This window comes from Devosia crocina (assembly GCF_900116545.1).
GTDB lineage: Bacteria > Pseudomonadota > Alphaproteobacteria > Rhizobiales > Devosiaceae > Devosia > Devosia crocina.
Genome location: NZ_FPCK01000001.1, coordinates 1477818 through 1489216 on the forward strand (window position 1 = coordinate 1477818; position 11399 = coordinate 1489216).

The following is an 11399-nucleotide window of genomic DNA, read 5'->3' on the forward strand; positions in this document are numbered from 1 at the left end:
CTGTCGGGTGGCACGAACTGCCCCCGACGCATCATTAGCCTACTAGATGCAGACGCGCATTTTCGAAAGCGTAGCCCTCGTCATCGTGAGGACGTCGTGACAGCTCTCGAAAGCCCAGCCGGGTGTAGAAATTCACGGCCTGCCGATTGTCGGTATAAACTTCCAGCTCGAGTTCGCCCTTAAGCGTCAGCGCATGACGGATCAGTTGACGACCAATACCGCGCCCTTGCTGGGAAGGAGAAACGAAGATCCCTCCGATGAAGGTATCGAGCAGGCTGACAAAGCCGCTCGGCTCTTCGTCAACGCACGCCACCCAAGTCTCGGCATTAGGCAAATACTGCTCTTCGATCAGCGTTCGTTGCTCAAGCAAGCGCTGCTCGCCAATGAAAGGGTGAGCAAGTAGGGATGCATCAAGCCAGATGCGCGATAATGTTTTCAAATCGTCTTTTGGCGCGTAGGGCCGGATGATGAGGTCATGTTTCTTCATGACAACTCCGAAGAAGGATATGCAAAAAGGTCTGGCAACCGATGTCAGTGCCAGGTGAATCCGCAAACCGCGGTCGAAATCACAAGCCTCTGTGCATAAATCTCCTTCTGCTATCTGGCCGCTTTTAGGGCGCTGCACGAACTCGGTCAATGACCGTAATGGGGTCGAAACCAGACGCGGGAAATGCCTCCATTCCTAACGGCGAAACAGCAAGCGTTGCCATATTGACCAAAGACCACTTCTCAACGAGCTTTGCTGAACCACTCAGTCGGCATCCATCGTGTGTAACCTTTACAGCCACACATCAAACCGCGAGGCCATTCTCGACTTCGTCCGCGATGTCGCTCGAGTGGCGGAGAACATCGGCAACCTGGGGCCACAGACGGGCATATACCCCGACTATATGGGCCCTATTGTGCGGAACACGGCAGGCGGACGCGAGCTGACGAAAGCGCGTTGGGGTTTGCCTTCGAGCCAGAAGGTCATCTACGACGCAGCGGTAAAGCGCGTCGAGAAACTCCGCGCCAAAAAGCCCGATGCGGAAATCGACTTTACTGCGATGCTCGCACTAGAGCCAGACATCGGCACCACCAATGTGCGCAACATCAAGACTGCTGCCGGCAAGTGGAACGCGCATTGGAACCGCTGGATGGGAGTTGAGAACCGTTGCGTCGTGCCCGTCACGAGCTTTGCTGAATACGACAATACGAGCGGCCCCGACGGAAAGAAGCGAGGAAACACGTGGTTCGCTTTCGACGACACGCGTCCGCTCGCCTTTTTCGCAGGCATTCATATCCCAGACTGGACGGGGGTGCGGAAGCAGAAGCTGGGCAAGGAAGAACATATCTCGCTTTACGGCTTCCTCACATGCGAACCGAACGATGTCGTCGGCTCGATCCACATGAAGGCGATGCCGGTCATCCTCACGACACCGGCCGAAGTCGAGATGTGGCTTACGGCGCCAAAGGAAGAAGCGATCAGTCTGCAACGCCCCCTGCCCGACGGAGAGCTCAAGATCGTCTCGGTCGGCCCGGGCGAGGACCCACCTGGGTCCTGGGTCGCAGGCTAGGCAGATTAAAGAGCCAACTCTATCTGGATCTCCTCATCAGTCTCGGCCTGGACCAAGTTCGAGAGCGTAACGCCCAGGAGGCGGACGGGACGCGGCGGTGGAAACTCTCGGACGAGCAGGTCGTCGACAAGACTTTCCATGTCGCCTTTCGAGCGCAGTGGGCCGGCATTGCTCTTCGAACGCGTGATCTGCTCGAAGTCGGCGAATTTGATTTTGAGGGTGACGGTGCGTCCGGCAAGTCCCCGTTTTTCGCCAGCGGCCCAGACTTTATCGATCAATGGCGCGGTCAGGCTGCGCGCCTGATCGATGGTGGAGATGTCTTCCGGAAACGTATCTTCGGCACCGATGGATTTGCGTTCACGGTTGGGTTTGACCGCGCGCTCATCGATACCGCGGCTGAGCTTCCACCAATAATCTGCCGAGCTGCCGAAGCGCTCTATAAGTTGTTCCATGGGCATGCTCGCCAAGTCCGCTCCCGTCCTGATGCCGAAGCGGTGCATCTTCTCGGCAGTCGCGGGTCCAACACCATGGAATTTCTCAATCGGCAGAGCGGCGACGAACGCCTCGCCCTTGCCCGGCGGGATGACAAAGAAGTTGTTCGGCTTCCTGTAGCCCGAGGCCATTTTGGCAAGGAACTTGTTGTAGCTGATGCCGGCCGACGAGTTGAGGCCCGTGACCTCCTTGATGCGGGCACGAATGGCGTTTGCGACATCGGTGGCAAGTGCGATGTTCTGTTTGTTCTCGGTGACGTCGAGATAGGCTTCGTCCAGCGAGAGAGGCTCGATGAGATCCGTGTGCTCGGCAAAAGTCTCGCGGATCTGGGCCGAGACGGCGCGGTAGACGTCGAACCGCGGTGGCACGAAAACGAGCTGCGGACATTTCCGCATCGCCGTGATCGACGGCATTGCCGATCGGACGCCAAAAGTTCGTGCCTCATAGCTCGCGGCGGCAACGACGCCACGCTTCGCGCCATGTCCGACGGCAACGGGCTTGCCGCGCAAGTCCGCATTGTCGCGCTGCTCCACGGACGCGTAAAAAGCGTCCATGTCGATATGAATGATCTTTCGAACCGTCATCGATCGCTCCTTCCGAGCGAGACTGCAGCACGACCACGCCGCCCTTTGTCAGCAGTCATCGGCCGAACTTCCTGCCCCCCTTGCGTTTGCCGACCCATGGCATCTCGTCCGCTATATGGACCTCGCGCGCACGTTGCAGGGCAATCAGTTCCTCGGCCGGCAGGGGCACCGTTCCGGCACCGTGCGTCCCCGAGAACTCGGGCCGTTTGCCGGCGTGACCCAGGGCGAAGGTGGGATGGGACCAGCCGCAGATCGAGCATCTCAACCGGCCCGCCAGATAGTCCCGTCCCTGATAGAAATCGAATCCCCAACCTAGATGGAAAGCGAGACGATCAAGTGCAAGCTGGGCATCATGGCTGCAGACCCAGTAATGCGAGCAATAGGCATGGATGGCTCGATGCGTGTCGTGGAAATCCTGCAGGGTTCTGATCGGCCGCATAGGCATCAGTGGAAGTTCCGACCCGCAGGCAGAGCATCGAGAAGTCGCTTGGCGACCGCAGCCTCGTATTGCTCCTGCTCTCTGTTCCGACCTTTGGGACCACCGGTCTTGCCCTCGTCGGCCCTTGCGATTGTGCGATCGCCGATCGATACTCCACCGGCTATTGCGGCCATGTTCGATGTCAGGTCGACGAACTTCTCGGCTATGACATGGATGACGATGCCTTCGCGCTGCAGCTTGCCTTGAACGCCAAGCACCCGAGCGCCGAGGACGACGCGCCGATTGGCCTCGAAGACCTTGGGCCAGACAATGATGTTGACGACGCCTGTCTCGTCTTCGAGCGTCGCGAAAATGACGCCACTCGCAGTGCCCGGCCGTTGCCTGACCAGCACGAGCCCGGCGACATTGACGCGCCGGCCCGGTTCGGCGATGCGCAGTTCGTCCGCGACCATCACACGTCGCGCTGCCAGGTTCTCGCGAAGGAAGCTCATGGGGTGGGCTTTTAGCGAGATCGAGAGCGACCGGTAATCGTGGATGACTTCCTCACCCAAGAGCATAGGCGGCAGATGACTCTCGTCGTCCTTGATAGGAGCCGGCGCGCCTGCAGCCACAAACAGTGGCAGGGTCTCTGCGCCATGGTTGCCGATAAGGCCGCGGATTGACCACATGGCGTCACGGCGGGATAGGCCCAAAGACTGGAAAGCATCGGCTTCAGCCAGAACGATGAGGATCTTCGGCGACAATCCAGTTCGCAGCCAGAGATCGCGGATGCTGTCGTAGCCGCCGCGGCGTTTGGCGACAATGAGATTGGCATGATCGGTCCTGAGCCCTCCTACCAGATTGAAGCCCAGGCGAATGGCCATGTTGCCCCAAATGTCTTCGGCCATTTCTACATGACGCGGCGCAAGGGTGAGCCCCGCCTGATTGGTCCGCTCCATGACGACTTCGAGATCGCTGAGGTTGATGTCGACAGGTCGAACGTCGACACCATGTGCCTGGGCGTCGCTGATGATCTGGGCCGGCGCGTAAAAGCCCATGGGCTGGGAGTTAAGGAGCGCCGCGCCGAAAACATCGGGATAGTGGCACTTGAGCCAACAGGAAACGTAGACCAGGAGCGCAAAGCTGGCCGCGTGGCTCTCGGGAAAACCATAGGATCCGAAGCCTTCTATCTGGCGAAAGCAGGCTTCGGCAAAGTCCTTTTCGTAGCCGCGTTCGAGCATGCCGTTGATAAACTTGTCCTTGAATATGCCGACGCCGCCCGTGCGCTTGAACGTTGCCATGGCCCGGCGGAGTTTGTCGGCCTCCCCCGGCGTGAAGCCGCCGGCGACGATAGCAATCTTCATGGCCTGTTCCTGGAACAGGGGAACGCCATAGGTTTTCTTGAGCACCTGTTCGAGTTCGGGTGACGGGTAGACGGTCGGCTCCAGCCCCTGCCGACGCTTGAGATAGGGATGGACCATGTCGCCCTGGATGGGCCCGGGTCTAACGATCGCCACGTCGATGATCAGATCATAGAACTCGGACGGCTTGAGCCGCGGCAGCATGGACATCTGCGCCCGGCTCTCGATCTGGAAGACGCCTATCGTGTCGGCGCGATGGGTCATTCGATAGACGCGCGGATCCTCCTGCGGCACTGTCGCCAAGGTCAGGCTTTGACCATAGTGCTGACGGATCAGGTTGAAGGCGCGCCGGATACAGCTGAGCATCCCGAGAGCGAGAACGTCGACCTTGAGGATGCCGAGTTCATCGAGATCGTCCTTGTTCCACTCGATGACCGTTCGGTCTTCCATGGCGGCGTTGGAAATGGGCACCAGGTGGTCGAGGCGATCTCGGGTGATGACGAAGCCGCCGACATGCTGGCCGAGGTGTCTCGGGAAGCCGTAGAGTTCATGGGCCAAAGCCATGACCATGGCGATGGTGCGGTCATTGGGGTCGATGCCGATCTGGCGCATCCGGTCTTCTGGAATGTCGATGCTGCCCCAGCCCCAGTTGAGACCGCTGATCATCGAGATCGTGTCGTCGCTCAGGCCGAAAACCTTGCCAACATCTCGAATGGCGCCCTTGGCCCGATAGGTGATGACGTTGGCAGTCAGGCCAGCACGATGGCGACCGTACTTCTGGTAGATGTACTGCATCACCTCTTCGCGCCGCTCGTGCTCGAAGTCGACGTCGATGTCGGGTGGCTCATCTCGTTCGGTGGAAACGAAGCGTTCAAAGAGAAGGTCGACCAGCATGGGGTCGACCTCGGTGATGCCGAGGCAGAAGCAGACGGCCGAGTTTGCGGCAGATCCCCTGCCCTGGCAGAGAATGCCGCGTTCCTGGCGGGCGAAGCGGACAATGTCGTGGACCGTGAGAAAATACGGCGCATAGCCCATCTCGGCAATCAGCGCGAGCTCGTGCGCGAGACCCTTCTGGACCTTCTCTGGAACGCCATCGGGGTATCGTGAACGGGCGCCGTCATAAGAGAGGCGCTCCAAAGTCTGTTGTGCCGTCTCGCCATTGCCGACGGTCTCCTCGGGGTAAATGTACCTGAGCTGGTCGAGGCTGAACGAAATCAATGACAGGAAGCGGTTGGTCTCTGCCAAGGCGGCTGGATAGCCGCGAAACAAGCGAGCCATTTCCTCGGGAGGATGGATGAACCGTTCGGCATTGGCAGCCAACCGAAATCCGGCCCGGTCGACGGTGACATGCTCTCGGATACAGGTGAGCACGTCCTGCAAGATCTGCCGGCCCGGCTCATGGTAGAGCGGATCCATGCTGGCGAGCAGAGGAACTCTTGCCGTCAAAGCCGTTCGCGCAAGATGGTTGAGCCTTGCGGTATCCACGCCGTCAAACCGGTAATAAGCGGCTAACCAGACGCGCCCTGGCGCAGCTTCCTGTAGGCATCCGGCGATGGCACCGTCTTCCTCGATTTGATCCTGACGCGGTACGACGATCATCAACTGACCCTCGGAGTAGTCCACGAGGTCCTCTTTCGTCAGACGGCACTCACCCTTGGGCGCACGCCTGTTGCCCACCGTCAGCAAGGCGCTCAATCTCCCATAGGCGTCGCGATCCGTCGGGTAGACGGCGACATCTGGCGTTCCGTCCGAGAACACGATGCGAGCGCCAACCACGAGCCGGAACTGCGGATGGTCCTTTGCCAAATCGCGAGCGGCGGCAAAGGCGCGGACCACGCCTGAAAGACTGTTGCGGTCGCAAATGCCGATACCCGACAGCCCGAGCCCAGCAGCCTGTCCCACCATCTCGAACGGGTGAGACGCTCCGCGCAAAAATGAGAAATTCGTCGCCGCGAGAAGCTCGGCGTAAGGTTTGGCAGAACGCTGCATAGCGAGGCAAGTCGGAATCGAGTTCGTTACGTTCCGTCTTTGTTCTCATTTGACTCGGTGGACGGTCAAGGAGTCGTGCGCGTCACTTGCAACAGTGGATAACGCGTGGAAAAGGTGGCCTGCCCTATCCCGCAAGCCGGCTCATTTTGGCGAGATAATTCAATTGCCCGAAGGTCGCTGCAGTCGTCGCCAAGTTGTCGGAGCAGGAACAAGATGTCGAGCGCCCTCGCCTCGGCGCATTCGTCGTCGCGACGACGTTGGGGTATGCGCTGCAATTGGCCGAAGAGATTACGCAGGCGCCTGATCTCACGCTCGGTATCGAGTGGTGAGATGGCCAGCGTCATCAATTCAACTCCACCATCGTCGAGGCAATGGCCTCATCGATATGGTCCTCTATTTCGAGAAAGAGCGCATCTATGACTGCATGTCGTTCCAAGGTGGTAATCGCTTGGTCGGCACCGACGTTGAGCGTGAAGCCGCGCAGCTTGTGATCGCTCCTGAGCGCGAAGCCGATCCGGAACTCAATCATCCCGGCAGGTGCTTACCAAGCGCATCCAGGATGTTGTCCGCCGTCGGTAATCCTCGATAAGCCAGGCGACATTATGCCTGCCGTTGGATGGATGGCCGTCTGCTTGCACCCGCTTCCGCCAAACGTTTGGCCGCCCCTGGGCTCTAGGAGTTGGTATCGTTCCAGAAAAGTGGGATTAGTCGACATGGACGCGGACGTCATGTCCGAGTGCCCGGAGCGCCTTGCTCGTTCGACCATTGCGTGGCGGGTAGACATCTGGAAGCGCCCAACCGACGATCTCACCGAGCGAACTTACGCCGAGCAGCTCGATACGGCGCTTCGGGTCGTTCATTGCGTCCCAGAGCCGATGCGGGACCTCCGCGCCCGATCCGCCGTACAGGATAAAGTCCAGGGTGGAGAGGACGGGATTTCCGCCCCGCTCGGGTGCGCGATAGATGTGACGCGCCAACGCGTTGACCTTTTCGGGGATCGTATATTTGGGCCCGTCTTTCAGACCAACCTTCAGGTTTCTCACGCGGCGGGCATACTCGCTGGCAGCGTGTATGCCACCTAGGGCCGTAACGAATTCGTCCTCGGTCAGACGCGCCAGGTTCCCCTCGGAGAAGGCCTTTCGCAGCATAGGCGCGACAGTGTTCAGGGTACGGTTTTCATGTGATGAAGAAGGTAGCTTTTTCCAGATTTCCATGGCCGCAGTGACGGCGGCGTCTGGATCGTCCCGGTTCGCGGCAAAGAGCAACTCATAGTTCGACCGCCCGCGTTCGCCTATGACATCATTATAGTAGTAGGCATGAAGGAACTGATCGGCCTGAGCGCCCAGCGGGACGTCGTCCCCAATCCAAGTCGGGCGGACTTTCTTGTCGGAGATCGCGGCGCCAATGTTGCGGATGGTTTGAAGCGTACTGGCCCATTCGTCCAGGAACTCCTGCCTCTCCCTCTCCTTGGCCGTCTTCCTGCCGACGCGCGCGAGGCCATCCCAATGCGGCACCAGCGTGGTGTTCAGGAAAGCGTCGTCCGCCGATCTCTGTTCCTTCTTTCGTCGTGATAACTCGGAGTTTCGCTTCCTCAACAAGTCCATCAATTCACTGGTCAACGGAGCCGCGTGCTTGTCGATCTCGGAGAACATGATCTCCAGGTGCCGATCATGTCCCTCCTCGGACATCTCGGCTTCGGTCAGGAAAACACCAGCTTCAACATTGTTCCACCAGGCACTTTGAGTGAGATTGGCAGACCCGATATACGCGCCGAAACCGCGCCACCAAATGACTTTCGGATGAAATTTGCGGACTAGCTGGCAGGTGTAGCGTCCAGACCGCCGGGCGAAAAAGGCCTCGAGGACAGGTATACTGACCGGCACCTGATCGTCAAAACGTCCCCAATAGCGCAATGGAATTGCGTTATCCCAACACCAATCAAACAGGAGTTCGCTTTCGGTTGCGTAGGCAACCGCGGCGTCGACCCGAGCGGTCTCATCCTTGGCCACTTCCAATAGGTCACGGAGGTACCGGCCGTTCAACCCGTTCAAAATCAACTTCAAATCGCGCTCCCAAAAACCATCGTCCCGCTGGCCCAATATCACCCGTGCCGATGTGACCTCGCTGCCGCGCGCTCCACCTGGTCGCGGATCTCGGGCTGCAACCATCGATAAAGCACCTGTCGTACGGTCTCTTCGAGACGATAGACGTCGAATTCTTCGAGCCGCGCTTGGCTGCCGCCTCCCCAGGCCGAGAAATCGCTATGCAGCAACCAGGCGCCATGCGCGATCTTTGATCGAAGCCGATAGAATTGGTCCTTCGCTTCGGTATTGCTCTGGAGCACTGCATCGAGCAGCGTCTGGAACCCGCGCACAGCCGCGCTGATATTTCCGCAGGTCGGACAGGGCGGGACCCGCGACTTTGGCGAAAGCGCTTCCAATGCCGTCACCAGTGCGACGATGCCCGATGACATCGAAACCTTTTTCAGGTCCGCGTACCTGCTGAACCAGTGAGCCGCGATGTCGAACCGGTCCCGATCGGCTTCCGACATTGCGTGATAGCAGTCGAGGGATGTTTCGATATCGTCCGGAAGCGAGAACCCCGACAGCGTCTCCGCGAACCCACCATAATAGGTTTGCGCCGGTGATCGCCGCATCGGCGGATAAAGGGCCCGTTCTAAAAAGCGCGGACCGCTCGGGACGGGATGGTAGTACCCGGCCTGAAGATATTGCGTTTCGCCGCGCGGCCCCATGACCCACACCTTCTCGTGCGACGGCCTGACGAAGACGCCAGAGATGAAAAGCACGTTGAGGAGGGAGAGCAGTTTCGACTCCGCTTTTGCTCGCCGATGCGCGTCGATCGACATGTTCGCGGAACCCATATAGGTGAACTCGAAGACGAACGGCCATTCCGCCATCGCTTGCGCTGGTACGGGGGAACCGATCGGGACGGGGACGATCTGGAAGTAATCCTTGTACTTGTAGGCCGATCTCACCGGTGCGTTCGTGAATGCGACCTGCCGGTAATGCACGTAGGTGCTCGTCGAAGCCAGCTTCGTCAATGCCGTCTCGATCGCCTCAATGTCGCTATCCTTCAAGCCCGGCCCCGCAATAGCGTCGCGCGGGCGCCTGTCCTCCCCCAGGAGCAAGGTCAGCGCCACATCGGGCACGAAAAGGCCAAGATGGGAGAATTCCACGTGTCCGTCGTCCGTCCAGCTCGAATGACCGAAATGGGAGGCAATCACCTCCTCGATCTCATCAAGCGCAAGCTTCGTCGCGGTCAGTCGCTGAAATATCGTAGAAGCCATCGTTCCTCGGTTTCACGCAGCAGGTTCTGCCCGCCATGTTTCCGGGTTCAGTTGTAATACCGATCCCAACGGCGGCCGGACCGTGAAGATCTTGGGTTGCTGCGCGAAAATGTAGACCCGGTATAGGTACCAATGGTCCGACCGTTCTTCCGCAACCTCCAGCTCGTTGCGCGTCATGAAGAACGGCGTATGCGCTGCGCCATTGGTGGTCTTCACCTCGATAAGACGCTCTCGGCCATCCCTATCAAACGACCGCACGTCGAAGCCGGCGCCGTCACCGTCTTCCATCGCCACCCAACGCACCCTGTTCGCGAGGTCAGACCGATCCTCGGCTATAAGACGCTGGTGCTCGACTTTGACCACAAACTCCTCACCCGCGCGACCGAGCCGCCTGTTTCGGAAATCACGCTCAACTGGATCGAACTTTCGCACTAGCCGCTCGAAAGTTGGGCGCCGGGGCCGCGATGTCCGCACAGGGACGTCAGTGAATGTATCGTCGGAGATCTTGGGCGCGGCTGGCATCAAGACTGGCTGTTCTTCCACGATCTCGCGATGGCCACTCAAGTACCGGTCCACTGCGTCGACGAGGGCGTCTTGGTAGTTCGGTGCCGGCTTGTACCCCCATATCCAGGGAAGGCCCAACTCCTGAAGAACTGCAGAAATGTTGCGGTGCTTGAACTCGATCGATGCGGCCGATCGGCCGGTCATGTGCATAAGCGCCAAACGATGATGGGTTTTCACGTAAGGTCGTTTCGCCAGCTCATCTCCCAGCATGCCGAAATAATCGGCGATGATGGCATCTAGCTCGATCGCGCTCCAGTTTTCACCCGGTCTGCTCTGTTCGGCCATGGTACCCCCGCGAACCAGAATGCCTCAGTTCGCCCTTGGCGAGAAGCTGTTGTCTGCACTGTAAAATCTCGGGATATGTGCGTTGGGATCATGCGAACTCAGTCCGCCAACCTGCGTCACGATGTGGCGAACCCTCCCGCTAGGTCACGAGTGCTACGCGCACGCTCGGTCACCCCCGGGCATTATTCGGACTTCCGCCGCCAACTTTGCGTTCGCGCCCGGTATGGCCGCGGCCTCGAAATTGAAGAGGGCCTCCTTGCGGAGGCCCCCCAACCCGCGAACATCGAGGTTACGGCCCATCAGACGCGGTCTTAAGCACCCGAGGAGTTTTCGCGTTTCGTAATCTCCAGAATGGAAGGACCAAGCTTGTAGAATCTACTTACTGTCCTCGCCCATTTGAGGCAGGGATCGATTGCCAGTACCGCGCTGGTGAAGCATGATCCATCCGGCAGTCGCGGGTGCCCCGCGACGATCCCTGCGAGACGGTAAAATTCACCCGACAGCGGTTCATAGGTCCAAAGCGTAAGAGTGGGTGCGTTCGCAAGGTCCGCCTCGGTAGGTAACTCGCCGGCCCGAATGACCGCAGCCGCCCGAAGTCCATCGAGGATAGTTTTACGGTTGAGAACCGTCATGGCGTTGCCCCTGCCGCGGTCAACGGAAGCGGAAGTCATGATCGCGCCTCAACGCCGCGAAGCGACGCCGGCGCCCGATGATCGCGGTCAACTCGCGGATCAGGGTCCCCTCCTCCAAGTCGAGATCGCTTTCCAGGGCATCGATCGTATCAATCAAATCGGCCGCGTCCGCGCCCGCGGAACCGGCACGAGGGCCGTCGAACCTGCCCAT

12 protein-coding genes are annotated in these 11399 nt (G+C 59.4%); 1 reads left to right on the top strand and 11 read right to left on the bottom strand.

Annotation, left to right across the window (positions count from 1 at the left end; genetic code table 11):
• Window positions 1–34: 34 nt before the first annotated feature.
• Window positions 35–487 carry a GNAT family N-acetyltransferase gene (locus BM364_RS07140; RefSeq protein WP_092422802.1) on the bottom strand — a complete coding sequence of 151 codons (453 nt, stop codon included), beginning with the start codon at window positions 485–487 and terminating at the stop codon, window positions 35–37.
• 280 nt (window positions 488–767) lie between these two features.
• Here BM364_RS07140 and BM364_RS07145 point away from each other — a divergent pair, with 280 nt between their 5' ends.
• Window positions 768–1556 carry an SOS response-associated peptidase gene (locus BM364_RS07145; protein WP_092422804.1) on the top strand — a complete coding sequence of 263 codons (789 nt, stop codon included), beginning with the start codon at window positions 768–770 and terminating at the stop codon, window positions 1554–1556.
• A gap of 5 nt (window positions 1557–1561) precedes the next feature.
• Here BM364_RS07145 and dinB read toward each other — a convergent pair whose 3' ends face one another.
• The 10 genes from dinB to BM364_RS07195 form a co-directional block, all read right to left on the bottom strand.
• Window positions 1562–2632, bottom strand: coding sequence for a DNA polymerase IV (gene dinB / locus BM364_RS07150; RefSeq protein WP_092422806.1), 1071 nt, complete (start codon window positions 2630–2632; stop codon window positions 1562–1564).
• 55 nt (window positions 2633–2687) lie between these two features.
• A complete protein-coding gene (locus tag BM364_RS07155; RefSeq protein WP_139232527.1) occupies window positions 2688–3077 on the bottom strand; it encodes a hypothetical protein in 390 nt (129 codons plus the stop codon).
• Entirely contained in the window at window positions 3077–6400 is a 3324-nt protein-coding gene (locus tag BM364_RS07160) for an error-prone DNA polymerase (RefSeq protein WP_092422810.1), read from the bottom strand. The genes BM364_RS07155 and BM364_RS07160 overlap by 1 nt, the downstream gene beginning before the upstream one ends.
• 65 nt (window positions 6401–6465) lie before the next feature.
• Complete coding sequence (locus tag BM364_RS07165) at window positions 6466–6744, bottom strand: hypothetical protein (RefSeq protein ID WP_092422812.1); 279 nt, start codon at window positions 6742–6744, stop codon at window positions 6466–6468.
• On the bottom strand, window positions 6744–6929 hold the full coding sequence (locus BM364_RS07170) for a hypothetical protein (RefSeq protein ID WP_092422814.1): 186 nt from the start codon (window positions 6927–6929) through the stop codon (window positions 6744–6746). The genes BM364_RS07165 and BM364_RS07170 overlap by 1 nt, the downstream gene beginning before the upstream one ends.
• Window positions 6930–7104: 175 nt before the next feature.
• Window positions 7105–8463, bottom strand: a complete 1359-nt coding sequence (locus BM364_RS18805; RefSeq protein WP_210186396.1) for a phospholipase D family protein — start codon at window positions 8461–8463, stop codon at window positions 7105–7107.
• Between the two features lie 38 nt (window positions 8464–8501).
• Entirely contained in the window at window positions 8502–9707 is a 1206-nt protein-coding gene (locus BM364_RS07180; RefSeq protein WP_092422816.1) for a hypothetical protein, read from the bottom strand.
• A gap of 12 nt (window positions 9708–9719) precedes the next feature.
• On the bottom strand, window positions 9720–10556 hold the full coding sequence (locus tag BM364_RS07185) for a protein NO VEIN domain-containing protein (RefSeq protein WP_092422818.1): 837 nt from the start codon (window positions 10554–10556) through the stop codon (window positions 9720–9722).
• 311 nt (window positions 10557–10867) lie between these two features.
• Entirely contained in the window at window positions 10868–11227 is a 360-nt protein-coding gene (locus tag BM364_RS18870) for a DUF6634 family protein (RefSeq protein ID WP_425284872.1), read from the bottom strand.
• Window positions 11208–11399, bottom strand: a complete 192-nt coding sequence (locus tag BM364_RS07195; RefSeq protein WP_139232528.1) for a hypothetical protein — start codon at window positions 11397–11399, stop codon at window positions 11208–11210. The genes BM364_RS18870 and BM364_RS07195 overlap by 20 nt, the downstream gene beginning before the upstream one ends.

Excerpts from the sequence above, each read along its gene's own strand:
- BM364_RS07140 (WP_092422802.1), bottom strand. The coding sequence starts at position 487 with ATGAAGAAACATGACCTCATCATCCGGCCCTACGCGCCAAAAGACGAT.
- dinB (WP_092422806.1), bottom strand. The coding sequence starts at position 2,632 with ATGACGGTTCGAAAGATCATTCATATCGACATGGACGCTTTTTACGCG.
- BM364_RS07155 (WP_139232527.1), bottom strand. The coding sequence starts at position 3,077 with ATGCCTATGCGGCCGATCAGAACCCTGCAGGATTTCCACGACACGCAT.
- BM364_RS07160 (WP_092422810.1), bottom strand. The coding sequence starts at position 6,400 with ATGCAGCGTTCTGCCAAACCTTACGCCGAGCTTCTCGCGGCGACGAAT.
- BM364_RS07165 (WP_092422812.1), bottom strand. The coding sequence starts at position 6,744 with ATGACGCTGGCCATCTCACCACTCGATACCGAGCGTGAGATCAGGCGC.
- BM364_RS07170 (WP_092422814.1), bottom strand. The coding sequence starts at position 6,929 with ATGATTGAGTTCCGGATCGGCTTCGCGCTCAGGAGCGATCACAAGCTG.
- BM364_RS07180 (WP_092422816.1), bottom strand. The coding sequence starts at position 9,707 with ATGGCTTCTACGATATTTCAGCGACTGACCGCGACGAAGCTTGCGCTT.
- BM364_RS07185 (WP_092422818.1), bottom strand. The coding sequence starts at position 10,556 with ATGGCCGAACAGAGCAGACCGGGTGAAAACTGGAGCGCGATCGAGCTA.
- BM364_RS18870 (WP_425284872.1), bottom strand. The coding sequence starts at position 11,227 with ATGACTTCCGCTTCCGTTGACCGCGGCAGGGGCAACGCCATGACGGTT.
- BM364_RS07195 (WP_139232528.1), bottom strand. The coding sequence starts at position 11,399 with ATGGGCAGGTTCGACGGCCCTCGTGCCGGTTCCGCGGGCGCGGACGCG.